This window comes from Psychroflexus planctonicus, assembly GCF_014640195.1.
GTDB classification, from domain to species: Bacteria; Bacteroidota; Bacteroidia; order Flavobacteriales; family Flavobacteriaceae; genus Psychroflexus; species Psychroflexus planctonicus.
In genome coordinates this window covers 71014-96940 of the sequence record NZ_BMGM01000006.1, presented here as the reverse complement: position 1 = coordinate 96940, position 25927 = coordinate 71014, and the positions used below count along the sequence as shown (strand labels likewise).

Here is a 25927-nt window from a genome sequence, read left to right as displayed (position 1 = left end):
TCTAATTGGGTTAAAAATACAGAAATCTTACCCAAAGCTCTACCGAACAAGTTTTTTTTAAGATTTAAAACGGAAATGGGTCATCATCATCCTGAGTTTCACCAAAAGCTTCACTTGGATTTGAAGTTTTAGGTGTACTAAATGGATCATTTTCATTATTGATTTTAGAGCCAAATTCCAAGTCTTCCGAAATGCTCTTCAGATTTTCAAATCGACCTAAGTTACCGATAAATCGAAGTCGAATATTGTCTAAACCACCGTTTCTGTGCTTAGCTACAATAAACTCACCTTGACCTTCTGTTGGGCTTCCTTCTTCGTCATCCCATTCTTCAATATCGTAATATTCAGGTCTGTAAATAAAGGATACAATATCGGCATCTTGTTCAATTGCTCCAGATTCTCTCAGGTCACTTAAGAGTGGTCTTTTGGTTCCGCCACGTGTTTCTACAGCTCGCGATAATTGAGAAAGCGCAATAACAGGAATGCTCAATTCTTTGGCTAAAGCTTTCAAGTTTCTAGAAATGGTTGAAATTTCTTGCTCTCGGTTTCCTCCTTTGTTATTTCCTCCACCAGTCATCAATTGCAAATAATCTATCACAATAAGTTGAATGCCATGCTGTGAAGCCATTCTGCGTGCTTTTGCTCGTAAATCAAAAATAGAGAGTGAAGGTGTGTCATCTATAAACAAAGGCGCTTGTTCTAAAGCTTTCACTTTTACATTCAGTTGCTCCCATTCGTGTTTTTTTAAATTTCCAGTCCTTAATTTTTCTGAATTCAATCCTGTTTCAGAAGAAATAAGTCGGGTAATCAATTGTACTGAAGACATTTCTAATGAAAAGAATGCCACTGGAATTTTATGTTCAACCGCCATGTTTCTAGCCATAGAAAGTGTAAGCGCGGTTTTACCCATACCTGGACGAGCAGCAACAATAATTAAATCTGAAGGCTGCCATCCTGAGGTAAGTTTATCTAAATCGTCAAATCCTGACGGAATTCCACTTAAACCTTCTTTATTTGAAATTTCTTCTATTCGGTTTAAAGCTTGTTGTACTAAGTTTTGAGCGGTTTCTGAAGACTTTTTGATGTTACCTTGAGTAACTTCATATAATTTTGATTCTGCATGGTCTAATAAATCAAACACATCTGTACCTTCATCGTAAGCTTCTTCAATTATTTCATTAGAAATTTTAATCAAACTTCGTTGAATGTATTTCTGTAAAATGATCCGTGAATGGTATTCAATATGTGCAGAAGATGATATTTTTTGGGTTAGTTGAATCAGGTAATATTCGCCACCGCAAATCTCTAATTTTTTTTCTTTTTTAAGCTGACTAGAAACGGTTAACAAGTCAATTGGTTGCCCTTCTTGAAATAAAACATGAATGGCTTCAAAAATATGTTTGTGTGCATCTTTGTAAAAAGCATCAGGGCTAAGTATGTCAATTGCTTCATCTACCCCTTTTTTATCAATCATCATGGCGCCAAGTACAACTTCTTCTAATTCAGTTGCTTGTGGTGGAAGTTTTCCTTTTTGAAGGCTAATAACGTTGCTTTTTTTGGTTTGATTTTGCGAATATTGTTGTTGTGACTCCATGTTGCGAATGTAAAAAAAAGCTTTCCTAAATGTAAATATATTGTTTCTTTGGTAATCAACAGCTTATCAACATTTTGCGGTTAATAAATTTATTACTGATGTTGATAACTAAAAAAATCCGAAGCAAAAACTTCGGACTTTTTACTCTTGTTGGTTTTGTAATTTATGCTTCTTGAAAAACACCCATTTGGATAAATTTATCCATGCGTTTTTCTACTAATTCTTCTGGTGATAACTTTTTTAATTCTTCATAAGATTTCAAAATACACTTTTCAACACTCTTGAAAGTTTTTTCTCTATCACTATGTGCTCCGCCAGTTGGTTCTTTTAAAATTTCGTCTATTAGCTTTTGCTTTTTCATGTCTTTTGCTGTTAGTTTCAGCGCTTCAGCAGCAATTTGCTTTTGTTCCCAGCTTCTCCATAAAATAGAAGAACAAGACTCTGGAGAAATTACAGAATACCACGTGTTTTCTAACATGACAATTTTGTCTCCAACGCCAATTCCTAAGGCACCGCCGCTAGCTCCTTCGCCAATAATAATTACCGTAATGGGAACTTGAATATTGAACATTTTTTGAATGTTTCTGGCAATGGCTTCACCTTGACCGCGTTCTTCTGCTTCTAATCCTGGAAATGCTCCTGGAGTATCGATCAAGCAAACTATAGGAACACCAAATTTATCTGCAGATTGCATTAAGCGTAATGCTTTTCGATAGCCTTCAGGACTTGCCATCCCAAAATTTCGGTATTGTCTGGTTTTGGTATTAAATCCTTTTTGTTGACCGATAAACATGAAACTTTGGTCTTTCACTTTTCCTAAACCACCAATCATGGCTTTATCATCGCCAAAATTTCGGTCGCCATGCAATTCTAAAAAAGTATCACCACAAATGGCATTTATATAATCCATGGTGTACGGACGATTTGGATGCCTAGACAGTTGAACGCGTTGCCAAGCACTCAAATTTTGATAGATATCTTTTTTAGTTTTCTCTAATTTTTTTTCAATCTGCTTGCAGGTGTCAGAAACATCAACATCGCTGTCTGATCCTATTTTACAAGCCTTTTCGTATTGTTCGTTTAATTCTTTTATAGGTAATTCAAAGTCTAAATATTCCATAATTTAGCGTTGTGATTTGGTAAAGAGTGAGCAGACAAATATAGCAAACTTTAGAAGATGCATTCAATTTTGCTTTCTTAAAATTCAGATTTCAACTTCACCTAGATTGTTGAATTAAAATTATCGTTTTGCTTTTTGAAGCAAATAAATTGATAATATTCCAAATACTACGTTAGAAAACCACACGGCAATAATGGGGGAAAAGGTAGATTCTTCTGCAATGCTTCCAAATACCTTTTCGAAAAATATGTAGCCAAAACCAATTACAATTCCTATGGCTAAGTTTATGCCCATCCCGCCACGGCGCTTGATTGCGGAAACCGAAACGGCAATTATGGTTAATATAAACGCAGAAACAGGAATGCTCCATCTTCGGTAGGCAACTACTTCGTAACGATTAATGTTGGGTGAACCGCGTTTTTTCTCTTGTGCTATAAACGACTTTAACTCATTATAGTTAAGTGTTTCAGCAATATATTCAACAGGGGTTAATTCATCAAAATCAAATGGTAAAATAGTGTCTAATTGATCTTTTTTGATAAAGACATCTTCGCGTTCGCTAACTATTCGTTTTACGTAATTTTTTAAAGTGTAAGTAGAATCTTGGTTTAAAGTTAATCTGCTTGCTTTTATTTTAAATTTCAGCTCTGTGCCTTCAAAATGTTCTAAGGTAAAATTAGAAGCTGTTTTACTTTTTTCTCTGAAATTGCTAGCATAAATAACTTCGTTGTCATTGATTTGCCGGTACACATCTCGTGCTTGGTCACTGGGTTTGGAACGTTTTAAATATTTGTATTTGTATTCGTTAAATCCTTGGCTTGCCGATGGTACAATGTACATGCTTAAAGCAATTGCTAAAGCACAGACAATACTTGCTCCTATAAAATAAGGTCTTAAAAACCGATAAAAAGAAACGCCCGAACTTAAGAAAGCAACAATTTCGGTGTTGTTAGCAAGCTTAGATGTAAACCAAATTACCGATAAAAACAGTAAAATAGGGAAGAGGAGATTGGCAAAATAAATAGTGAAGTTTCCGTAGTAAGCCAAAGTTTCATCAAGCGGAGCTTCATTTGCAATAATCTTGTCTACTTTTTCAGAAAAATCGATGATAATTCCAATAGGAATAAATAGCAATACCATCATGAAAAAGGTAAACAAGTAGCGTTTTAATATGTACCAATCTAAAATTTTCAACTTACAATCGTTTGTTCATTTGTTTTACCATTTTGTCTTTCCAAGGTCTAAATGTACCCGCAATAATTTGCTTTCGGGCTTCTCTTACTAACCATAAATAAAATCCTAAATTGTGTATGGTGGCAATTTGTTTTCCTAATAATTCATTTACGGTAAATAAATGGCGCAAATACGCTTTTGAATATTCAGTATCTACCCAAGTGATGTCCATTTCATCGATTGGAGAAAAGTCGTCATGCCACTTTTTGTTTTTGATGTTTATCGTTCCGTTGGCAGTAAATAACATTCCGTTTCTTGCATTTCTAGTTGGCATCACACAATCGAACATATCTACTCCTAAAGCAATATTTTCTAATAAGTTTATTGGTGTACCAACGCCCATTAAATAACGGGGTTTATCTTCTGGTAGTATTTCAGTTACCACTTCGGTCATGGCATACATTTCATCGTCTGGTTCGCCCACCGAAAGTCCGCCAATGGCGTTGCCTTCAGCTTCTACCGAAGCGATGTATTCTGCCGATTGCTTTCTTAAATCTGTATACGTACTTCCTTGTACAATCGGGAAAAGTGTTTGTTGGTAACCGTATAATTCAGGACTCACTTTTAATTGAGCAATGCAGCGTTCTAGCCAACGATGCGTCATGTGCATCGAACGTTTGGCATAGTTATAATCGCATGGATAAGGAGTACATTCATCAAAAGCCATGATGATGTCTGCACCGATTTCTCTTTGAATGTCCATTACATTTTCCGGTGTAAACCAATGCATAGATCCATCGATATGCGATTTGAATTTTACGCCTTCTTCCTTAATTTTTCGGTTTGCTGAAAGTGAATACACTTGGTAACCGCCACTATCGGTTAAGATGTTGCGATCCCAATTCATGAATTTATGCAAACCACCAGCTTGTTTTAAAATGTTGGTTTGAGGACGTAAATATAAATGATAGGTATTTCCTAAAATAACATCGGCATTGATGTCGTTTTTCAATTCGCGTTGATGCACGCCTTTTACGCTAGCAATTGTGCCAACAGGCATGAAAATTGGGGTTTCAATTACACCGTGATCTGTAGTGATTTTTCCAGCTCTCGCTTTGGAAAGTGGGTCTTTGGCTTTTAAATCAAATTTCATTCAAAAAAAATTCTCGGCAAAGATAGTCTTTTTAAAACGTCTGTGCCTAGATGCTAATTAGTCGTTCCTTAAAAAGTTATAAACATCAGCCTATCAATAAAATATTTTTTTTATTGCTTAAAATTATAAGTTTTGTCTCTTAGGAACTTAACTTGTTCTTTTAAATGAAAGCAAAAAAACATACTACAAATCAAGCTTTTTTCTTCGGTTTTGTAGATGCCCCAAATCAAAACCATCCACTTTATATTCTTACTAAAAAAATTTACTGGGATTTATTTGAAGTATCTTTTTCTTCAAAATACAGTAAAATTATGGAAATAAGCAAAGCCAACTATTGGATGAAACTGAGCAAAGCTCGAAAAGATTTATACCATTTTATGCAAAACAAATGCAGATTTGCCAATAAACTGAATCTACCATCAAGGTGTCAAAAAAGTTAAATAAGCATTTCAAAATGCTTTCAACGGCTAACTTTTCTCCATAAACTCCACATCATCAATCTCCTTCATCAGTCGATCCGTTTCGGTTAAGGCGTCAATCATTTTTTGGTAGTGTATGATGTCCACAAATTTGGAAGTTTTTAAAGTATAAATTTATGTATTTAAAACCTAAGCTTATTGGAGTGATTTGTTTTATTGGAGTTGAAATTTGTTTGAAGTCTAGTTGAAGCCTTGATATCTAAGGTGAAATTTAATTAACGGCTTTTATAAATAAAAGAGTTATTCAAAATAATTTTTTATTTTAAATTGTATATTTTCATAAAGTTGTAGATTTATTTCATGAAACCAATTTTCTATTCAATAATTTTTGCAATACTAATTTCTTCCTGTGCAAGTTTTACAAACCCCAATTCCTATATAGCCGAATCTATTGAAAATGTAGATGAACTTCAGCAATTAAACGGAAAATTTGCTGTTTTTCAAGAAGATTGTTACGAAAGGAACTTGGCATCAATGCTTCATTTTGATACAGAAGTTATATGCATTGAGGAACAAAAAGACAGATATTTTATTGAATTGTCTGTAATTGACAAAAAAGAAGTTTTAGCTAAATTATTTAAAGGTGATTTTCTCTTAGAAGAGAAAAATCTAAAAGGTGGAATTAAGGATAATTATTTTAGAAAAAGAACTGATTTTTATTTTAACATTGCATATGTTATATTCAATATATATACCGAAGACGATACGAGAATCGGGATTCTACAAAACAAGAATTTAACTGTTGATACTACGGGTGGTACCTGTGGTTTATTTATAGTATTCCCTATTTTTTGTGCAGGCGGTGATTCTAATAATAACGAATTTGAACGCTTATATGAATACTAGATTAATCCGTTTTACATTTTTTATATAACTTGTATGTTTTCAGCTACTTTCAAAAAAGCTTTACTGGTTTATTTTTAGTGAATAAGAATGTTTAAAATTTTTCCCTTAAGGGAAATGCCGAAAGGCAAAGGGTGTTTTCGTATTTTAGTTTACACTCATCCCTACTTCCATCAGTGGAAGGGAAGCAGCTTATGCATTGTTTAAATGAAAGATTTTGTTTCAAGTGCCGAAATGAGCATTCTCTTAAAATTCAACCAATTGTAAATTGGTTACTTTACGGAATTCGATCGAAGTCGAGAACCACCATTATCTCGAAGGAGTTTATCCTGAAGAATTGAAGGGCTCGATGCTAGAACAGTACTAAAGTTCTCCCTTTATATTAAATGAAATTATCAAAATTTCCTGAAGTTCGAACATCCATGACAGAATAGGCAGCAGGCTGACATTAGGCAATATATTTTAACTCAAAAAGCACAACGGGTTAGCTTATACTTTAAGCACAAGAATAAATTACTTTGTTGTTTTTAAATTCATATCAGTGAAAACATGATCAACTGGTTCCCAAAGTTGAATTTTGTTTCCATCCAAATCCAAAATGTGTACAAATTTTCCGTATTCAAAACTTTCAATTTCATCTAGTATTTGAACTCCATTTGCTTTCAGTTTTTTTACAAGTCCTTCTAAATTCTGAACTCTATAATTCACCATAAATCCATTTTCAGCAGGAGAGAAAAAGTCTTTTGCATTTCCAATTGGACTCCATTGCAAATAATTGATTTCTTCGGGTCGGTTGGCATTTCTAAATTCAAAATTTGCGCCCCATTGGTCCACTTCTAATTTTAAATTCTTTGCATACCAATTTTTAGTTTCTTCTGGATTTTTTGTTGCAAAAAAAACTCCGCCAACGCCTGTTACTTTTGGTGTTAAATCTTCAGATGAATAACAGAATTTCTCGTTCTTATCTTTTTTCATTAAATGAAATTATTTTTTGGTCTTTACAAACAAAGCAACTAAAGCTGAAGTAATTATACCCATCACCAAAGCCCAAATGGTACTTTGCACTATATACGTTTCTAAATTGAATTGCGCTTCAGCTTCTTCCATATTTTCGTGATAACCTGTTTCAACCGAATAAGCAATTACATTTTTAAAATAATCAGGCGTGATAACTTCCGAAATAATCCATTGATTTAAAGGAGAAAAAAGCGTAACAATTAGGCTAATGATTAAACCTGAGATAAATCCTTGCTTAAAATTCATTTCTCCGTTGTAAAAATTCCTTTTTTTGTCTTTTAATGCCAGGACATAAATCCAAATAGCAGGAATTATATACAATAGGGTTACATATTGGTGCCACTCTAAATATTCATCATGTAACCCAATTTGTTTTTCTAAGACCATTCATAAGAGCAAAGTGATCATGAATATCACAGCCCATTTAATTTCAATTTTAATATTTTTCATCTTTGTTTCATTTTGAGTCTAACAAAAATAGCCAGCTATTTGGAATAACTGGCCAATTTTTTAAAAATAGACAATTCTTAATAGTATGTAAATCTCCTTACTTGACTAACGTATTTTGCAAGACGCATAACTTGATGGCTGTAACCGTATTCATTATCATACCAAACATACAAGACAGCGCTTGTTCCATTTTTGTGAAGTATACTAGCTTTACTGTCAAAAATACTTGGAGCTGAAGAACCTACAATATCACTAGATACTAATTCATTATCTATAGAATATTTAATTTGTTCAACCAATTCCCCATTTAAAGCATAATCTTTTAAACTTGAGTTGATGGCTTCAACATTGGTTTTCTTTTTCAAATTCAGTTTCAAAATAGCTAAAGAGCCGTTGGGAACAGGAACGCGAATGGCGTTGGAAGTTAACTTTCCATCTAAAGCAGGAAATGCTTTGGCAACTGCTTGTCCAGCACCGGTTTCTGTAATCACCATGTTGAGTGCAGCAGCACGACCACGACGGTATTTACTGTGCATATTGTCTACCAAATTCTGATCGTTGGTGTAGGCATGAATGGTTTCTAAATGTCCGTCTTTGATGCCAAAACTTTTTTCCATAGCATACAAAACGGGAGTTATGGCGTTGGTAGTACAGGATGCAGCGGAGTAAATAAATTCTTTGTTCGGGTCCACATCTTTGTGGTTTACGCCGTACACAATATTCGGGATTCCTTTTCCTGGAGCAGTTAAAATTACTCTTTTAGCTCCATTAGACTTCAAGTGACGGCTCAAAGCTTCTTGATCTCGAAAGGCTCCGGTATTATCCATAATTAAAGCATCATGGATTCCATATTTGGTATAATCGATGTCTTCGGGTTGTTTTGCTGAAATAATGTAGACGCTAGTTCCATTAATTACCAGCGCTTTATTTTCAACATCAACATTTACCGTTGCAGAAAAATCTCCGTGAACCGAATCGCTTTTTAAAAGTGAAGCACGTTTTTCTAAAACAGCTTCGGTTATTTCTCCACGAGTTACAATGGCACGCAAACGCATTTGGCTTCCTTTACCTGTTTTGGTCATCAATTCGCGTGCTAACAAGCGTCCAATTCTACCAAAACCGTACAATACTACATCTTGCGGTTTAATTTCGCCTTGTTTTTTTGCTCCTTCCAATTTTTCAGCAACAAATGCAAATGCATTTTTATGACTCGGATTATCGGAGTGAAATTCATAAGCTAATTTTCCGATATCTAATTTCGCAGGCGGAAGGTCTAATTGCAAGATGGCATCAGCCAATTCTACCGTGTCGTAAATCGAAATATTTTTGCCTACAAATTTGCCAGCATATTCGTGCAAATCCAGAATATCACTTACATTTTTGTTGATCAGTGCGTTTCTGAAAATCACCAATTCAATAGATTTATCATACCATAAATCATGAATAGTTTTAATGAATTTCACGCTAGCTTTGCGTTTGTCTGCTTGCAATTTTAGTTGCTTTTCGTACTCATTTTTTGGCATTGGTATAGCTTTTTAAGGTGTTGAAATTATTTGCAAATGTATATATTTCAAACGTTTTCGTTAATAAGTTTTGTGCAGATTTTCTTTCGATTTTTTACTTCTTGAAAACTTTAATTTTTTATGCTAATGAATGCTAAATTTTTAGCAGTAGCATCTACATATTTATTCCTTTTGAAATGAAAAACAGTGAAAAATGTATTTTTGAAGAATTTGGATATGCTAGTTTTTTGATGTGTTATTCTACATTTAGTTTAGGCGAAGTTTTTTCTCAAACTAAGTATTACATTATTGACTTAGACGCATATTTAATAGGTAACTTATTTGCTCTCTATCCATGCATGACGATTTTACTGATATCTATTTTCACCACAGAGACACAAAGTACACAAAGATTTATACATCTAGTATAAAAAATCATATATAAAACTAATAATCAGTATTTTGAAACTAGCATTTAAAAGACTAAGTTAATTAACTTAAATACCGTTTTTTTGAAATGTTGCTAATTCATTTTAATTTTTTGTTCGATTCATCAACTGTTTTAATGCGCCAGTAGACCATAAAGCCCAAAAAATTAATACAGGTTGAAAAAACAAGCGCAGCAAACGCTTAAAGTCGGTATCTAAACCAAAAGCATCAATTGAGTTGGTATATTGAGATATGTTACCCGGAAAGATAAGCACATAAAAAATTGCCAAAGCAATGCCTACTTTTTCTTGGTGTTTCCAAAGAAGTATCATTGCTAAACCCAGCGTGATTTCAACTATTCCAGAAGAAATGACCACAAAATCCATTAAGGCTTGACTTTCTGGGAGCCATTTTGGTACTTGCGCTTGAAACTCTTCTCTTTGAAAAGTGAGATGTCCTATACCTGCAAAAGTCATTAATGCACCTAATAAGATGCGCATAATTTTTTGAAACAAACTTGTTTCCATAAGTCGTTATACATTAAATCGTTCGCAATGTAAATGTGCAAATTAAAATACTTCTTGTATGTTAATATTCTCTTTTAAATTATTCGAATCTATTTCCCGTATATTTGAAGCAAAAAACAATGAAATACGCAATTTTATTCTCCATCTGTTTTTTGTTTGCTTGTTCTTCTGATAATCAAAAAGTGGAAGGAGAAGTAAAGGATGAAAACGGCAAAGCACTTCAAGAAGTTATGGTGCAAGTTATGGGTACAGATTTGTACACCTACACCAATGCAGATGGCTATTTTGCCATTAACACTAAATCCCGTGGAAACGAACTGATATTTAACCTAGAAGGTTACAAACTAGGTAGATATGATGTAAAAGAAGACGAGTTGATGCAAGTTAGCTTAGAAGCTTTACCTCCTAAAATGGAAGTTGAAGCAAAAGTTGAACAAGATTCAATTTCATATTAATTATTCTAGTTTGTTGACCTTATTTATTATTTTGTAGGATTCACCTAGATCAATGATAAAGAATGAATTAACCCTGCAAGCCTTCTAAACGCTTGCAGGATTTTATAATTAAGCAACTCAACCTGCAAGGTTTCTGATACCTTGCAGGTTTCCTATTTATTGCCTTGTATCCACCATGTTAATAATCTTCCAAGCATCATTTAAATAAGCCAGAGTAAACAAATTGATGCCGCTGTGCGATTGTTCATCGTTAACGTAAAATGTATAATCTGTAAACACATCAGCTAAAGGAAAACGCAGGTTTATTTTAACATTGTCAATTTCTTCACGAATAATCAAGTCGTCGGTAAGTCTCCCAATTTGTTTTAAAAACTCGTGTATATTTTCTGAAAATAACTGTTTTTCTCCATCTTTAATCATTAAACTTTTTAAACTTACATCATTCCCTAAAGTAGATTTAATAACTAGCGTGTCTTTGGCATTTAATCCTTTAAAAAAAGTTTCAACTTGTTCAGATATTTCTTTCTCATGATTTTTAGTTTGTGCTGAAGTATTTGCAGAGCATAAAAGAAAAAAGCTAAGACTTAAGGCGTAAATTGAAATAGAAATATTTTTCATAAAGTTGATTTTTTTCTTCAGTTAATGTCGTTTTCCATTCCATGTACCACCGTAGCGGTAATGGGGTTTGGGTTGGTGTTTTTCAATGCAATTTTTGCAAACAAAAAACCATTTTCCAGATTTTTCTATTTGTATCCTGTATAAAATTAAGTGATTTTCATCACAATCAGTACATTTTTTTGTTTTCATCTTTCAAATTAAGCAAAAACTAAATTCATTTTTAAAAAGAATACTGTAAATTTATTCAGAATCAAACCTCATATGGAAAATGTAATTGTAGAACGTGTTGCTGATTTTTTGAAGCAATTTCCACCTTTTCAAGAAATACATTCAGCCGATTTGCATAAAATTGCTGCTCAAGTTCGGGTGCATTATGTGCCTAAACGCAATTTTGTTTTTAAAGAAGGCGACCCCGCGCATACCGAATTTTATGTGGTGCAACAAGGAGCGGTGGGTTTGCGCTCCAAAAGCAGAAGTGCCACAGCATGGATAGACATCTGCGATGAAGGAGATATTTTAGGTTTACGCCCTTTGTTTGCAGACCAAACCTACGCCATGGAAGCCGTTGCCAGAGAAGAATGTGTTCTGTATGCCATTCCTATTGAAGCTTTTAAAAAAGTGTTGGCAAACAATCAAGCGGTGATGGATTTTTTGTTGGAAAGTTTCGCTTCCAATACCCGAAATCCAAAAGCTTCTGAAGCCAAAGGAAAATTGCTTTCTGCCAATTATGCTTCAAATGAAGCACAATCCACCGATTTAGATTTTTTTCAACAAGCCTTCTACACCAAAAATCCCATTTGTCTTACCGCAAAGGCGACCATTCAAAAAGCAGCTTTGTTGATGAACGACCATAAAATCAGTTCGTTGATTATTGAAGAGAACAAGCTTCCCATCGGAATTATAACCGATAAAGATATTCGGCGTTGGGTGGCTACAGGCGAAATGCAAATTGCTGATAAAGTAAGTGAAATCATGTCTAGTCCAGTAAAGTGCGTGCCACCTACAATTCATTTAGCGGAAGTTCAAACTATTTTATTACAACACAAAATCGGACATTTGTGCGTTACCCAAGATGGCACTGACCAAGCTGAAATCATTGGAATTTTGTCTGAACACGACATTGTCACCGCCCAAGCCAATAATCCTGTGGCTCTGTTGAAGCAAATTGAGCGAGTTAGTAAATTGGAGTCCTTAACCCGAATTCGCGAGTCGCTGAGTAGTTTGTTAGAAGCTTACTTAAACACCGCTTTGCCCATGCCATATATCATGAAAGTAAGCGGATTAATCACCCAAGCTTTGATGCATCGCGTAATTGAATTAAGCGAAGAAAAAATAGGAAAAGCACCTGTAAAATTCGCTTGGTTAGGAATTGGAAGTCAGGGCAGAGGCGAACAACTATTACTCACAGACCAAGACCATGCCTTGGTTTTTGAAGATGTTTCTGATGAAGAATTAGAAACTACACAAGCTTATTTTTTGAAATTAGCTAAAGACGTAAGCCGCGTTTTAAATGAATTGGGTTATGTGTTTTGTCCCGCAGAAATGATGGCGAGCAATCCCAAATATTGTTTGAGTTTGAGTCAGTGGAAAAGCCAATTTTCAAAGTGGATTGATCAAGCTTCAACGCAAAATATCATGATGTGCAGTATCTTTTTTGATTATGCAAAAGTTTACGGCGAAGCGGATTTGGTGAAGCAAATCAGCCAACACATTCTTCAAAAGTTGAAAGGCAATCAGAAGTTTTTTGCTTATTTGGCAGAAGATGCGGTAAAAAATCCACCACCATTGGGGTTTTTCAGGCAGTTTATTATTGAAGATGATGGCGAGCACAAAGATGAATTTGACGTAAAAGCGAGAGCTATTCAACCTTTAGTTGATGCCGCTCGTGTTTTAATTTTAGCGGAAGGAATTGAAGGTAAAAACAACACGGTAGAACGTTTTGAAAAGTTGATTGAATTGGAACCCCAAAATGAAGAAGTGTATGCGGGATGCATCAAAAGTTTTCATGTATTGTCTAAATTTAGAGCAGTTGAAGGATTTAAAAACAACTCATCAGGAAGGTATTTGGAACTTTCTAGCTTGAGTAAAAGCGATAAAATGAAATTGAAACGCGCCTTTAAACCCATACAAGAAATTCAGAGTTTGTTAAAAAATCGATTTAAATTATCCTATTTTTTATAATGAATTGGTTCAAAAATTTGTTTTCAAACATCAAAGATTATCCTGAATTTTGGCAGGATTATTTGGCGGAATTTAAACAACCCAACCCGCAAAGAGTAGTGGTGTTGGATTGTGAAACCACAGGCTTGAACCCAAGTGAAGACAAAATCCTTTCTATTGGCGCTGTAGCTTTACACGAAAATGTGATTTGTGTAGAAGATCATTTTTCAGTATTTGTAAAACAAACATTTCATCAAGCTGAAAGTGTAGCTATTCACGGAATTGTTAACAATAAAAAGAACAAATTAGATACAGAAAAAGAAGCCATCAAACAATTGCTTCAATGTATAGGAAGTGCTAAAATTGTAGGACACCACATTCAGTTTGATATTGAAATGATCAATCGAGCGCTTCAGCATATGCAATTACCCAAATTGAAAAACAAAGTACAAGACACTAGCGATTTGTATCTAAAATACAAAGGAATTCACCAACCTATACAAAAAAGCCTTGATGACTTATGTGAAGAATTCAACATTCCGAAGAAAGACCGGCATACTGCTTTAGGCGATGCTTTTTTAACCGCACAAGTGTATCAACGATTGGTTATTCAGTAGCATCTTCGACATTTTCTCTGATGCTTTTTTTGATGTTTTCGGGTAGTTCAAATTCTTCAAAAGAAAGCAAGGTGTCTTTTATTTTCCCCGTTTCATCAATTTCAATATGGTATAAATTGCCGTAGGTTTTTTCGTCTATTTTAGGATATTTTTCATTCCTCAAAATCTCATTGCAAAAATCAGGAGTGGTGTTGTTATGCCCAACAATAACGGTGTTTTGTCCGTATGTATTTTTCCAGAAATCTTTGGTGAATAAACTATCTTCTTCAACTGAAAAAGTTTCTGGACTTTTTTTGTAATGATGCACAATAGGAATTACTGTCTGAAAATTCCGCATGTATTTGGTGGTATAAAATTGATCTAGTGCTTTGTCTTTAAAATATTCTCCCCAGTAGGATGCGCGTTCCAAACCTTCTAATGTAAGTTGTGGGTCATCTTTCGTAGTCAAGTCTTTTTCGGCATGACGGATAAAATAGTAATTGGTTATTTTAGGTTGAATTCCTTCGGGAACTTCAAAATTTACGTAACCTTCTGGAGCTTCCTTGTCAGTTTGACAAGAGAATGAAAGACTTAATAATAGAACTACTGCTAACTTTTTCATTTTAAAAATATATGGTTACAAATATGCAAATAGCATTTCAATAAAAAATGTTTGCTTTGCTTTTTTTGCTTTTAAGAAACTATTCTGCTAACTCCATCCAGATAATTTGCGTAATCTGTTCGCCAAAACTGTTGAAGTTGTTGTCTGATACAAAAAGTAGACTTTTATTCCCATTCGCTAATGTAGGGCCAAAGCAAAGTCCTTCAATATTATCTATTCGTTTAGATGGAAGTTGTTTTCTGGTTTTCTTGAAATCTAAAAGTAAATGTTTATCAGCTGTTTTTACTTGGTCTTTTTTGCTGATTTGTTCCATTTCTAGAGTATTTGAAACGGTTTTGTAGTTGGTAACAAATAATTTCACCCGGTTAGAACGTTTTCCTCTACCAGCGGAATAAGCCCGTTCTATTACCAAAAATTCATCCTGATTTAAAATTAAAATTTCAGTTACACCATTTGTATAAAAAGGTAAAAAAGGTAGGCGCACAATTCGATCTAATTGATATACAAATTGTTGTTGAGCATTACCTGTTGTTGAATTAAACTGAGTAAACCGAACGGGCGAAAAAGTATTCCAAAGTTGTGGTTTTTTGCCGTCATTTTCTAATGGTAATTCAGTTGCAACCCAGATAAAATCTTTATTGAAACTCCATGTCATTCCTTCAAAAACTCGATTATGAAAAGGGAAATTACTTCCATTTACCTGTAGGTGTTTAGGTAAATTCATTTTCATTTTAAAATTGCCATCAGCATCAATTTGAAAAACACTTGCATTTTTCTGTTTTTTGATATTTCCTTCGCTAGTTAACCAAAAGTTTTTGTTTTTGCCAAAACGAATACTTTCTAGATCCATAGACATTTTCCTAAAAGTGGCATCCGTCTCTTTTAAGTTTGTACTTTTTATAAAAACAAGACTGTCTATTTTTCTATCTGAAGCTTCCCATTTTGCGGTATAAATAATTGGTTTTGTAGATCGATCATCGATAAAAATCAGGGTGTCATTTTTGAAGTCAATACCAGACAAACCACCAATTTCGTAGGTATTGAAGAAGGTTTTAGCTGGAATTACATATTCGTCTAGCAGCTTAAGTTGATATTTTGGTTCTTTAGCTATTCTAGTCACACTGCAGGAAATAAAACTAAAACAAATGAGTATAAATAATATATTTTTCATGTTTCAAAAGTAGCGCAAAAGAAAAAGACGGCATATTGCCGTCTTTAACTACATATTAAATTTTGGTAAAGAATTAATCTTCAACAACATCCATTATTTCAACTTCAAACTTTAGTGGAGTGTTGGGTGGAATTGGACCAACTCCACGTTCGCCATAAGCCAATTCGCTAGGAATGATAAAGGTAGCTTTTTCACCTACTTTTAATAGTTGAAGTCCTTCATCCCAACCTGGAATTACTCTTCCAGTTCCTACGTTAAATTCGATAGGTTCACCACGGTCTAAAGAAGAGTCAAACACTTTTCCGTCTAAAAATTGACCTGAGTAGTGTACGCTAATTAAATCTCCAGCTTTTACTTCTTGTCCTGATTCGTTTGCTTCAGTTATTAAGTATCGTAAACCTGAGTCTGTTTTGTCAAAACCTTCAGAAGCTTTGTCTAATTCTTTTTCTAATTTTGCAGCAGCTTCGGCACGTTGTTCTTCAATTTCATTAAACTTAGTTTCAAAAACACTAGTTGCATCAAAGTCTTTTGCTTCACTGCCTTTACGTATGATGTTTACTTTATTAATCACTACATCTTCTTTGGGTTTGTCTGCTTCAGCAGTTTCAACATTACCAATTTTATTAATTATTTCTTGTCCTTTAGCTACTTTGCCAAAAACACTGTGCTTTCCATCCAAGTGTGGTGTTGGAGCAAGTGTTATAAAAAATTGACTTCCATTGGTGCCTGGACCAGCGTTTGCCATAGATAAGATGCCTTCAGAATCGTGACCTAAACCTGAATCTACTTCATCAGGGAATTTGTATCCAGGACCGCCTTGCCCAGATCCAGTAGGATCTCCAGCTTGTATCATGAAATCTTTAATAACCCGGTGAAAAACAATTCCTTCAAAATAAGGTTTGCCTTTAAATTCTTCATCAACCATAGGATGTTTTCCTTCTGCTAAAGCAACAAAATTAGCAACGGTCATAGGTGCTTTGTCGTGGTGTAATTCTACTATAAAATCTCCTTGTGTAGTTTCAAATTGCGCGTATAAACCCTCTTCTAAATCGGGATATTGATCGCAGCTTGTACTAAACAAGCTAAAGCTTAAAACGGCAATTATAATTTTCATTTTGTTCATAATTTAAATTTAATTTACTGATTTCTGATTTTGATTTATAGATTTTAAGGTAATTGTAGATTGAAGTGGAACATTTTTGCCAATGCGTTCTAAATCTCCATAATACCCAAAAGCTTTGTAAGAAGGAAATAGAAAAGTTACTGTTTCTCCTTCACGCATAAGTTTGATGCCTTGTCTGAGTCCTGAAAAAATTCGCTCTTCGTCAATATAATATTCGCGTACTCCAATTTCATCTTTAGAATAAATGGTGTCTCCATCTAATTCTAAAAGGTTGTATTCAAATACAACTAAATCTCCTTTTTCTGGGTAAATACTGTCTTTTTTTGGATTCTTTTCGTGGTAAGTGTACCAAAATCCGTCTGGAGAATTTATATATTCTGTGGTTTTGTTCTCTTCTATAATTTGTAAAATAGCCTTTTCTTCAGCTTCAACTATTTTTTTGTTGATAGCAGCAGATTCTTTTAAGAAGCTTCCTGAACTGTAGCTAACAGGTCTTCTTGCTTCTGGTTGATTGCTAACGCAACTTGCAAAACCGATTATAATGAGTAGTAAACAAACTGTTTTTTTCATCCTTTTAAATCTTCCTGTAAAGATAGTTTTTCTTTGAAATACGAGAGCGTATCTGTTAAATTTTTCATACTTCTCCCGCCTGCAGCGTTTTTGTGCCCTCCACCTTCAAAGTGTTTTCTGGCAAATTGGTTCACGTCAAAATTACCTTTCGAGCGGAAAGATATTTTAATGAGATCTTCATCAAGGCTTTCTATAAAAATGACAGCAAAAACAACATTTTCTAAAGATAAGCCATAATTTACAAATCCTTCTGTGTCTCCTTTTTTATAATTATGCGCTTCTAATTCTTCCTTGCTTAAATGAATGTAAGCAGTTTTGTATTCTGGAATTAAAGTCATGTTTTTTAGCGCTACACCTAAGAGTTGCATCCGCTGATACGAATTAACATCGAAAGTTTGTTGGTGAATTGCCGAATTATCTGCTCCAGCTTCAATAAGTTTAGAAACTACCTGATGTGTTGTGTTTGTAGTTGCAGGAAAACGAAACGAACCTGTATCCGTCATAATTCCTACATAAATACAAGTAGCAATGTCTTTGTCTATTAAATTTATGGCATCCATTTTTTCAAGGAAGTGATAAATCATTTCACAAGTTGAACCCATTTTATCATCGCTGTACATAAACTTCGCATAATCTGCTGGTTGCTGGTGATGGTCGATCATTACAAAATCTGCATTCATATTTTGTAAAGCTTCAGCAACATCTCCACAACGGGATAAATCATTAAAGTCTAAGGTGAAAATCAATTCGGCTGAATTAATGGCGCTTTGACTTTCATCTTTGTTTTTGTCAAAGCGAAGTAATTCTTCTTGATGCGGAATCCATTTTAAAAAAATCGGAAAATCATTGGGTACGATCGCAGTGACTTGATGATTCATTTTTTGAAGTGCCAATTGCAAGGCTAAACTTGATCCAACAGCATCTCCATCTGGATTTTTATGTGTTATAATACAAATTTTACGCGGTGTTTGCAGTAAAGCTTTAAGTTCTGCTAGATTTTCCATGGCTGCAATAATAGTAAAATATCTTTTCTTATGTTTTAAATGATAGGTTAAACTCTTGTAACTTAAAAGCTAATTTAATTTCTAAAATAGAATAAAGACGTGTGTTAGTGTTTTGGTTTTATTACTTTTGCGCAAAATTTTAAAAATAAAAAAATGTCAGGAAACCGTACATTTACTATGTTGAAGCCAGATGCTGTTGAAAAAGGACACATTGGTGCTATATTACAACAAATTACTTCTTCAGGATTTAGAATTGTAGCTCTAAAGTTGACGCAAATGACTGAAGATGATGCTAAAACTTTTTATGAAATTCATAAAGAGCGCCCATTTTATGGTGAACTAGTTGAATATATGACACGCGGACCTATTGTTGCTGCTGTTTTAGAAAAAGAAAATGCCGTTGAAGATTTTAGAAGCTTAATCGGTGCTACTAATCCAGAAGATGCAGCTGAAGGTACAATCCGTAAAAAGTTTGCTGCTTCTATTAGTGAAAACGCAATTCACGGAAGTGATAGTGATGAGAATGCAGAAATTGAAGCTGCTTTTCACTTTTCAGGAAGAGAGCAATTCTAAAAATAGAATTTACTTTTACATAAAAAAGCCTTTTGCTTCTGCAAAAGGCTTTTTTGTTTTAGTTTATTATTCGAATCTTACTTAGCGACGTTAACAGCTCTAGTTTCTCGAATTACAGTAACTTTTACTTGACCCGGATAGGTCATATCGGTTTGAATTTTTTGTGAAATTTCAAAAGATAGAGCGGCTGCTTTTTCATCTGAAACTTTTTCGCTTTCTACCATCACACGTAACTCTCTACCCGCTTGAATAGCATAAGCTTTGTTTACGCCATTAAAACCAAAGGCAATGTCTTCTAAATCCTTTAATCGTTTTACGTAGGAGTCTAAAACTTGTCTTCTGGCTCCAGGTCTTGCTCCGCTTATGGCATCACACACTTGAATGATAGGAGAAAGTAGCGATGTCATTTCAATTTCATCGTGGTGAGCACCAATCGCGTTACAAACTTCAGGTTTTTCGCCATATTTTTCAGCCCATTCCATTCCTAAAATAGCATGTGGTGTTTCCGTTTCTGTATCGGGGACTTTTCCAATATCGTGAAGTAATCCAGCCCGTTTAGCCAGTTTTGGATTCAAACCTAATTCCGCTGCCATGATGCCACATAAATTAGAAACTTCTCTAGAGTGTTGCAATAAATTTTGGCCGTAAGAAGAACGGTATTTCATGCGTCCAACGGTTTTTACCAGTTCTGGGTGTAAGCCGTGAATTCCTAAATCTATTACAGTTCGTTTTCCAATATCTACAATTTCGTCTTCTATTTGTTTTTGTGTTTTCTTGACCACTTCTTCAATTCGTGCAGGGTGAATTCTACCATCGGTTACTAAACGGTGTAGCGAAAGTCTTGCAATCTCTCTTCTTACCGAATCAAAACAAGAAAGGATAATGGCTTCTGGCGTATCATCTACAATAATTTCAACACCAGTAGCGGCTTCAATTGCACGTATATTTCTTCCTTCACGACCAATAATTCGTCCTTTTACATCATCGCTTTCTAAATTGAAAACAGAAACACAATTATCGATGGCTTCTTCTGTTCCTACACGTTGAATGGTGTTAATAACAATTTTTTTAGCTTCCTGTTGGGCCGTTAATTTGGCTTCTTCTACTGTGCCTTGTATTAAAGCCATGGCTTCAGATTTAGCGGTTTCTTTAAGCGACTCCATTAATTGTTCTTTGGCTTCTTCTGCACTTAAACCACTAATTACTTCTAGCTGTTTTATTTTTTGTTGAAGCACTTTGCTAATCTCTTCTTGTTTTTTATCTAAAAAGCTCAGGCGTGTATTGTAATCTTCAGATTTGGCTTCAAGTTGTGTGTTTAAATTTTTGTTTTTAGCTAATTCGCTAGACAGTTTCGACTCCTTATCTTTAACACGTTTTTCAGCATCGGCCATTTTTTTGTCTTTGCTGTTTATTACTTTCTCGTGTTCAGCTTTTAGCTCGATAAACTTCTCTTTGGCTTGAAGAATTTTATCTTTTTTGATGCTTTCGCCTTCTTTTTCGGCGTCTTTTAGAATTCGTTTTGCTTCTTTTTCAGCATTTGCTAGAGTGCTTGTTGCTTTGTTTTTTTCGGCAGATTTGGAAATTAAAAATCCAATTGCAAAGCCTATAATTATAGCAACTACACCAATTATTATAGTTGTTGTTTCCATGGTTGAGTATAGTTATAAAAAAAGCCTGTATTAGTATTTAGTTTTGAAATAAACTCCGTAAAAACAGGATTAGGGCTACACAACTGATCAAGGATCCCCTCAAAGGAGGCTTGCTTTTACAATTGAAACTCACCCTTTTTATTTATTTAAGTGTTGAGTTTATCAAAAAAGGAACTAATACAGGCAGTATTGTTTTTGTTATATGTAAAGAACGTTATTTAATTCAAATTATTTTTCACCAAATTATGTAAAACTTCTAATCTTAAATTTACTTCTTGATCGCCATCGGTTTCACGAAGTTTTTTTTGTTCATTATCTGCAGCAAACTGTAAAGCACACATGGCTAAAACATCTTGTTTATCTTTAACGGCATAACTTTGCTCATATTTTTTAATTACCGCTTCTATATTTTTTGCTGCTTTACGCAAGCTTTCTTCCTGAGATGCTTTAATGTTTAGCGGGTAAACCCGATCTGCAATTGAAATTTTTATTTTTAATTTCTCATCCATAGCATTACTCAGCAAGTTGAACTATACATTGATCTATCTCCTTGATTAGACTATTTATCTTTAATTTGGTTTCCCTTTTAAATTCAGTACTACCTAAAATGGCATTTGCGTTTTTAAGCGTTTGGTTTTCTTTCTGTAAACGTTCAATCTCATTAAATAAAGCTTTTTGTTGATTTGTAACAGACGCTAATTCAGTCTTCAAATCTTCATTTTCAGCTGCCAAGCTTTTCTGCTTATCAATGAGCTTTTTTATGTTAACTTCAAGTAAATCAATATACGCTATGGTACTTTTCATCTTAATTAACACAAATTTCCATTAGCGCAAATTTAGCATTCTTATCTTAATTTGTAGCTTTTTTAGAAAGAAATGATTTTGATTTTTTTAATTATACCAATTTTTCATCCGCTCAGTTTCATATTTTCAATGTTTTCAAGCTTTTAATTTAACAAAACATTTGTTTAGCTTTTTATTTAAAAGATTAAACAATAGCTATCTTTGTAATCAAAGATTTAGATTATGCCAACTAAAACAAAAACCAAGAAAAAATTAGATAAACAAAGTTTAATTACCTTGTATATGGATTATGTGTTGACTCACGAAAAATATCCAAAATCGGTTTACAAATTCGCTAAAGAACAGCATTTTGAAGAAAATGAATTCTATCAATTCTTCGGCAGTTTTGAAGCATTACGTAATGGAATTTGGTCTGCTTTTTATCAGAATACAACAGATTTAATGCATCAAAATGAAGAAGTTGCACAATACGGAAGCCGCGAAAAAATGCTGACGTTCTTTTTTACTTTCTTCGAAATTCTTTCAGCCAACAGAAGCTATGTTTTAATGGCTTTAGACGAGCATGAAGACATGATGAAAAACATGAACCAATTGAAAGGGCTTCGTAAAGACATTAAATCTTTCGCTAAAGATTTAATTGAAGACGACAATGATGAAAAGAAATTCAAATTTTTGAAAAACTCCGAATCCGTATTTTCTGAAGGCGCTTGGATTCAATTTTTGTTTTTGTTGAAATTTTGGAAAGATGATACATCACCAAATTTTGAAAAAACAGATGTGGCTATTGAAAAATCAGTAAACACCATTTTTGATGTGTTTGATAATACGCCATTAGAAAAAGTATTCGATTTTGGAAAGTTCTTATACAAAGAACAAATGAACCGATAATTTACAGATGAAAACTTTAGACAAAATACCAACAGGCAAACTTAGCCGAACTTCCAAGTTAGTTTCTACAGGAGCTAAAATTGGAGGAAATTACCTTAAATATTATTCTAAAAAAGCATTCAATTCTGAACTTACTCGCGAAGAATTAGATGAGAGTAACGCAACAGATATTTATGATGGTTTAAAAAGTTTGAAAGGAAGCGCTTTAAAGGTAGCACAAATGCTTTCCATGGAAAAAAACATATTGCCTAATGCGTATGTTGAAAAATTTTCTTTGGCACAATTTAGCGTTCCGCCGTTGTCAGCTCCTTTGGTTAGAAAAACCTTTAAGCAATATCAAGGCGATTATCCTGAAAATATATACGATCAGTTTACACCAGATTCGGTAAATGCAGCCAGTATTGGTCAAGTGCACAAAGCTGAAAAAGATGGGAGAAAACTTGCTGTGAAAATTCAATATCCTGGTGTAGCTGAAAGTATTAGTTCAGATTTAAAAATGGTAAAGCCCGTTGCTTTAAAAATGTTCAACATTAAGGGAAAAGATTCTGATAAATATTTTAAAGAAGTTGAAGATAAATTGCTAGAAGAAACCGATTACATTCTAGAAGTAAAACAAAGTAAAGCTATTTCTGAAGCATGTAAACACATTTCAAACTTGAAGTTTCCTGTTTATTACCAAGAAATGTCCAGTGAGCGAATCATTACCATGGATTGGATGCAGGGAATACATTTGTCTGAATTTGCTAAAACCGATTTTACGCAAGAGCAAGGCAACAAAATTGGGCAAACTTTATGGAATTTCTATATGTACCAAATTCATCATTTAAAAGAAGTGCATGCCGATCCACATCCGGGTAATTTTTTAATCAATGATAAAGATGAATTAATTGCGATTGATTTTGGTTGCATGAAGAAAATTCCTGATGAATTTTATACGCCTTATTTTGAATTGGCAGTACCCAAAAACATCAATAATCGAGTATTTTTTCAAGAAAAATTGAAGCAATTGGAAATTTTACGACCAGACGATAAGCCTGACGAAGTGGAATATTTTACCGATTTGTTTCATGAAATGTTGAGCTTATTTACCCAACCATTCCACAGTGAAACCTTCGATTTTGGAGATGAAGAATTTTGGGGTAAAATATCCAATTTAAGTGAAAAATACAGTAGTGATAAACAATTGCGTAAAATGAATGGTAATCGTGGAAGCAAACATTTTCTATATATCAATCGTACATTTTTTGGATTATACAATTTGCTAAACGATTTAAAAGCGAATATTCAAGTAAACGATTACAAACAATACATCGATTAAAAGATTGGTTAGGTTGGTTGGGAAGCACGTTGATTCTGTTTAAGATGAAGCGTGCTTTCTTTTTTACATTTCAATTTACTATTGATTTTTAGTTGTTTATCGAAATATTTTTTAAATTCGTTTTAAAATCATCCAATTGTTATGAAAAAACTAACTTTATTGTTTGTTTCCTTTTTCCTATTAAGCTGTAGCGATGATACAGTAGGTTACTACGAGCATCAAAATGTGGGTGCTTATGTGTTAACCAAATACGAAGCCAAAACCCCAATCTATATTTTAAATAACCAAGAAGCTGAAACCGATTTGTTAGCGGTTTGGAATTTACCCGATCTTGCACTTTGGAATACAGATTGGGAAGCTTTAAATTTTATCTGGAGCACTTCAAATAAAACGGATATTTCATTAAATTTACCAGTATATAAAGAAAGACCTGGGCAAGCTTTTTTTTCACATGGCATATTGAGAGTTGGCATACTTTTAGAAGAAAAATATTCCAATGAAATAGTGCATTTAGATATTTCACAATCCTATAATTATACCGACTTGTCCGACGAAGATTTTTTGATGTATGAAGATTTGGAACCTGTACCTTTAGAAATTAATATTATAGATGAAGAGCACATTCACGCCACTTTTTTACTTCGCCTTTTCGATCATCAAAAAGATGATTTTGTTGTTACCGAAGTTGATGCTGAGTTTTTAAAAGTACGCGGTAGATATAGAGATTAACACTCGTGTTTTAAATGCTGTATTACTAAGTTTCATAGCATTTATATTAATGTGGTCAATATTATAATGCAATTAAAAATGCTATATTAGCAATATGAATTTAAGAGAATCCATTAAAAGTAAGATGACGGAATTTTTATCTTTATGTAAATCACATAATGTTAAAAGTTTATATGCTTTTGGTTCTTCAATAACCGATCAATTCGATGAAGAAACGAGCGATATCGATTTATTGATTGAAATAGACAATGAAGATGCTCTAGAACGCGGGGAAAATTTAATCAACATTTGGGATAAATTCGAACAGTTTTTCCAGCGAAAAGTTGATTTGCTAACGAGTAATTCAATTAAAAATCCTATTCTTAAGAAAAATATCGATGCAACTAAAATATTAATTTATGACGGAAAAGAACAAAAAATATCTTTTTGATATTTTATCAGCCATAGATTTGATAGAAAAGTTTACCGTTGATATATCTGATTTCAATACCTACCAAAGAGATTTAAAAACACAAAGCGCAGTAGAAAGACAATTGGCTATTATTGGAGAAGCTTTAAACCAACTTAAAAAGAACAAACTAGACCTTAAAATTGAAAACGATAAGCAAATTATAGGTTTTAGAAATAGATTAATTCATGCTTACGATAGCATCGATAATTCAATTGTTTGGGTTGTTTTAAATCGGCACTTAATGAAATTAAAAGACGAAATTCAAAATATGGCATCATAAATCTCTGTAGTTAATCTTAAAGGCTAATTATTAACCTTATTTAGGCATTCAGACATGCAATTTCTATGTTTTATAGAAATTGATGCTCAGTTTTAAAAGTACGCGGCAGTTACAAAGTTTAGTAACCCGTTGTGCATTTTGAGTTAAAATAGATAGCATAATGTGAGACTGCCTGTTCAGTAAGACAGGATCGAGCCATAGAAAATCTTGGAAATTTTATTTAATGGGAAGTGATAATTAATTTTTTTTAACTAAACTATGTATCAGCTTCTTCCCTTCCATTGATGGAAGGGTAAGGGATGGGTGTAAACTAACATGCTAAAACACCCTTTGCCTTTCGGCATTTCCCTTAAAGGGAAAAATTTTTAATCAAACTTATTCGTTAATGGTAAAGCCAGTAAAGCTATTTGAAAATAGCTGAAAACAGACAAATTATATAAAATATCAATTAGTAGTGATATTTTGATAAAAAAATCGTTTCGAGAACCAATTCATATCCAAAAATTCTTTTTCTTGATACTCCCGACACTTCGGGATCAATCATTTCAAATGTGAAATTCGTTCGAATTGACAGAATTTTATCAAAATGCACAACGGGTTTTAGTAATAAATTTATCTTCACTTACTTT

Annotated in this window: 29 protein-coding genes and 1 other RNA gene; 11 read left to right on the top strand and 19 right to left on the bottom strand. The window is 33.7% G+C overall.

From position 1 onward, the window contains the following. Positions 1–64 precede the first annotated feature (64 nt). The 4 genes from dnaB to tgt form a co-directional block, all read right to left on the bottom strand. On the bottom strand, positions 65–1594 hold the full coding sequence (gene dnaB / locus IEV72_RS07750; RefSeq protein WP_188458530.1) for a replicative DNA helicase: 1530 nt from the start codon (positions 1592–1594) through the stop codon (positions 65–67). A 163-nt stretch (positions 1595–1757) separates the two neighbouring features. Then, positions 1758–2714 carry an acetyl-CoA carboxylase carboxyltransferase subunit alpha gene (locus IEV72_RS07745; protein WP_188458529.1) on the bottom strand — a complete coding sequence of 319 codons (957 nt, stop codon included), beginning with the start codon at positions 2712–2714 and terminating at the stop codon, positions 1758–1760. 120 nt (positions 2715–2834) lie between these two features. Beyond that, complete coding sequence (locus IEV72_RS07740; RefSeq protein ID WP_188458528.1) at positions 2835–3908, bottom strand: LptF/LptG family permease; 1074 nt, start codon at positions 3906–3908, stop codon at positions 2835–2837. Position 3909: 1 nt separating this feature from the next. Further along, on the bottom strand, positions 3910–5040 hold the full coding sequence (gene tgt / locus IEV72_RS07735; RefSeq protein ID WP_188458527.1) for a tRNA guanosine(34) transglycosylase Tgt: 1131 nt from the start codon (positions 5038–5040) through the stop codon (positions 3910–3912). A 164-nt stretch (positions 5041–5204) separates the two neighbouring features. Here tgt and IEV72_RS07730 point away from each other — a divergent pair, with 164 nt between their 5' ends. Both IEV72_RS07730 and IEV72_RS07725 read left to right on the top strand, forming a co-directional pair. After that, a complete protein-coding gene (locus IEV72_RS07730; RefSeq protein ID WP_188458526.1) occupies positions 5205–5480 on the top strand; it encodes a hypothetical protein in 276 nt (91 codons plus the stop codon). A 339-nt stretch (positions 5481–5819) separates the two neighbouring features. Next, entirely contained in the window at positions 5820–6365 is a 546-nt protein-coding gene (locus IEV72_RS07725; protein WP_188458525.1) for a hypothetical protein, read from the top strand. Between the two features lie 510 nt (positions 6366–6875). On the opposite strand, the gene IEV72_RS07720 is transcribed toward IEV72_RS07725, so the two are convergent. The 4 genes from IEV72_RS07720 to IEV72_RS07705 form a co-directional block, all read right to left on the bottom strand. Then, the gene (locus IEV72_RS07720) at positions 6876–7337 is read right to left on the bottom strand and encodes a VOC family protein (protein ID WP_188458524.1); all 462 of its coding nucleotides are present in this window, start codon (positions 7335–7337) and stop codon (positions 6876–6878) included. 9 nt (positions 7338–7346) lie between these two features. Continuing rightward, the gene (locus tag IEV72_RS07715; protein ID WP_229731839.1) at positions 7347–7766 is read right to left on the bottom strand and encodes a DUF4199 domain-containing protein; all 420 of its coding nucleotides are present in this window, start codon (positions 7764–7766) and stop codon (positions 7347–7349) included. 140 nt (positions 7767–7906) lie between these two features. Then, positions 7907–9352 (bottom strand): glyceraldehyde-3-phosphate dehydrogenase, encoded by a 1446-nt coding sequence (locus tag IEV72_RS07710; RefSeq protein ID WP_188458523.1) that lies wholly within the window; start codon positions 9350–9352, stop codon positions 7907–7909. Between the two features lie 512 nt (positions 9353–9864). After that, positions 9865–10287, bottom strand: a complete 423-nt coding sequence (locus IEV72_RS07705) for a DoxX family protein (RefSeq protein ID WP_188458522.1) — start codon at positions 10285–10287, stop codon at positions 9865–9867. A gap of 119 nt (positions 10288–10406) precedes the next feature. Between IEV72_RS07705 and IEV72_RS07700 the strand changes: the two genes are divergently transcribed. Beyond that, the gene (locus tag IEV72_RS07700) at positions 10407–10742 is read left to right on the top strand and encodes a carboxypeptidase-like regulatory domain-containing protein (RefSeq protein WP_188458521.1); all 336 of its coding nucleotides are present in this window, start codon (positions 10407–10409) and stop codon (positions 10740–10742) included. A gap of 156 nt (positions 10743–10898) precedes the next feature. Here IEV72_RS07700 and IEV72_RS07695 read toward each other — a convergent pair whose 3' ends face one another. Then, on the bottom strand, positions 10899–11360 hold the full coding sequence (locus IEV72_RS07695) for a hypothetical protein (RefSeq protein ID WP_188458520.1): 462 nt from the start codon (positions 11358–11360) through the stop codon (positions 10899–10901). A 21-nt stretch (positions 11361–11381) separates the two neighbouring features. Further along, positions 11382–11549 (bottom strand): DUF8622 domain-containing protein, encoded by a 168-nt coding sequence (locus IEV72_RS07690; protein ID WP_188458519.1) that lies wholly within the window; start codon positions 11547–11549, stop codon positions 11382–11384. A 72-nt stretch (positions 11550–11621) separates the two neighbouring features. Between IEV72_RS07690 and IEV72_RS07685 the strand changes: the two genes are divergently transcribed. Next, complete coding sequence (locus IEV72_RS07685; protein ID WP_188458518.1) at positions 11622–13541, top strand: DUF294 nucleotidyltransferase-like domain-containing protein; 1920 nt, start codon at positions 11622–11624, stop codon at positions 13539–13541. Continuing rightward, positions 13541–14137 carry a 3'-5' exonuclease gene (locus IEV72_RS07680; RefSeq protein ID WP_188458517.1) on the top strand — a complete coding sequence of 199 codons (597 nt, stop codon included), beginning with the start codon at positions 13541–13543 and terminating at the stop codon, positions 14135–14137. The genes IEV72_RS07685 and IEV72_RS07680 overlap by 1 nt, the downstream gene beginning before the upstream one ends. Here IEV72_RS07680 and IEV72_RS07675 read toward each other — a convergent pair. The 5 genes from IEV72_RS07675 to IEV72_RS07655 all read right to left on the bottom strand — a co-directional run bounded on the left by IEV72_RS07675 (position 14127) and on the right by IEV72_RS07655 (position 18606). Continuing rightward, complete coding sequence (locus IEV72_RS07675) at positions 14127–14738, bottom strand: histidine phosphatase family protein (protein WP_188458516.1); 612 nt, start codon at positions 14736–14738, stop codon at positions 14127–14129. The two genes, IEV72_RS07680 and IEV72_RS07675, sit on opposite strands and share 11 nt — an antisense overlap. Positions 14739–14817: 79 nt before the next feature. Beyond that, positions 14818–15909 (bottom strand): esterase-like activity of phytase family protein, encoded by a 1092-nt coding sequence (locus IEV72_RS07670; protein ID WP_188458515.1) that lies wholly within the window; start codon positions 15907–15909, stop codon positions 14818–14820. A gap of 73 nt (positions 15910–15982) precedes the next feature. Further along, on the bottom strand, positions 15983–17032 hold the full coding sequence (locus IEV72_RS07665; protein ID WP_188458514.1) for a peptidylprolyl isomerase: 1050 nt from the start codon (positions 17030–17032) through the stop codon (positions 15983–15985). Between the two features lie 9 nt (positions 17033–17041). Continuing rightward, complete coding sequence (gene gldI, locus IEV72_RS07660) at positions 17042–17602, bottom strand: gliding motility-associated peptidyl-prolyl isomerase GldI (RefSeq protein WP_188458513.1); 561 nt, start codon at positions 17600–17602, stop codon at positions 17042–17044. Beyond that, positions 17599–18606: a DHH family phosphoesterase gene (locus IEV72_RS07655; protein WP_188458512.1), complete on the bottom strand. Its 1008-nt coding sequence runs from the start codon at positions 18604–18606 to the stop codon at positions 17599–17601. Before IEV72_RS07655 ends, gldI begins: the two co-directional genes overlap by 4 nt. Positions 18607–18759: 153 nt before the next feature. Between IEV72_RS07655 and IEV72_RS07650 the strand changes: the two genes are divergently transcribed. Next, the gene (locus IEV72_RS07650) at positions 18760–19179 is read left to right on the top strand and encodes a nucleoside-diphosphate kinase (RefSeq protein WP_188458511.1); all 420 of its coding nucleotides are present in this window, start codon (positions 18760–18762) and stop codon (positions 19177–19179) included. A 77-nt stretch (positions 19180–19256) separates the two neighbouring features. On the opposite strand, the gene rny is transcribed toward IEV72_RS07650, so the two are convergent. The 4 genes from rny to IEV72_RS07630 all read right to left on the bottom strand — a co-directional run bounded on the left by rny (position 19257) and on the right by IEV72_RS07630 (position 21632). Beyond that, positions 19257–20828 carry a ribonuclease Y gene (gene rny / locus IEV72_RS07645; protein ID WP_188458510.1) on the bottom strand — a complete coding sequence of 524 codons (1572 nt, stop codon included), beginning with the start codon at positions 20826–20828 and terminating at the stop codon, positions 19257–19259. A gap of 50 nt (positions 20829–20878) precedes the next feature. After that, positions 20879–20987, bottom strand: a non-coding RNA gene (ssrS, locus tag IEV72_RS07640) — 6S RNA. Between the two features lie 59 nt (positions 20988–21046). Continuing rightward, positions 21047–21337: a cell division protein ZapA gene (locus IEV72_RS07635; protein ID WP_188458509.1), complete on the bottom strand. Its 291-nt coding sequence runs from the start codon at positions 21335–21337 to the stop codon at positions 21047–21049. Between the two features lie 4 nt (positions 21338–21341). After that, entirely contained in the window at positions 21342–21632 is a 291-nt protein-coding gene (locus tag IEV72_RS07630; protein ID WP_188458508.1) for a coiled-coil domain-containing protein, read from the bottom strand. A 222-nt stretch (positions 21633–21854) separates the two neighbouring features. Between IEV72_RS07630 and IEV72_RS07625 the strand changes: the two genes are divergently transcribed. The 5 genes from IEV72_RS07625 to IEV72_RS07605 all read left to right on the top strand — a co-directional run bounded on the left by IEV72_RS07625 (position 21855) and on the right by IEV72_RS07605 (position 25298). Further along, positions 21855–22520 carry a TetR family transcriptional regulator C-terminal domain-containing protein gene (locus tag IEV72_RS07625; protein WP_188458507.1) on the top strand — a complete coding sequence of 222 codons (666 nt, stop codon included), beginning with the start codon at positions 21855–21857 and terminating at the stop codon, positions 22518–22520. A 7-nt stretch (positions 22521–22527) separates the two neighbouring features. Continuing rightward, entirely contained in the window at positions 22528–23838 is a 1311-nt protein-coding gene (locus tag IEV72_RS07620; protein ID WP_188458506.1) for an ABC1 kinase family protein, read from the top strand. Between the two features lie 141 nt (positions 23839–23979). After that, positions 23980–24567, top strand: coding sequence for a hypothetical protein (locus tag IEV72_RS07615; protein ID WP_188458505.1), 588 nt, complete (start codon positions 23980–23982; stop codon positions 24565–24567). A gap of 94 nt (positions 24568–24661) precedes the next feature. Further along, positions 24662–24997: a nucleotidyltransferase family protein gene (locus tag IEV72_RS07610; RefSeq protein WP_229731836.1), complete on the top strand. Its 336-nt coding sequence runs from the start codon at positions 24662–24664 to the stop codon at positions 24995–24997. Continuing rightward, the gene (locus IEV72_RS07605) at positions 24966–25298 is read left to right on the top strand and encodes a HepT-like ribonuclease domain-containing protein (protein WP_188458504.1); all 333 of its coding nucleotides are present in this window, start codon (positions 24966–24968) and stop codon (positions 25296–25298) included. The genes IEV72_RS07610 and IEV72_RS07605 overlap by 32 nt, the downstream gene beginning before the upstream one ends. Positions 25299–25927: the final 629 nt, after the last annotated feature.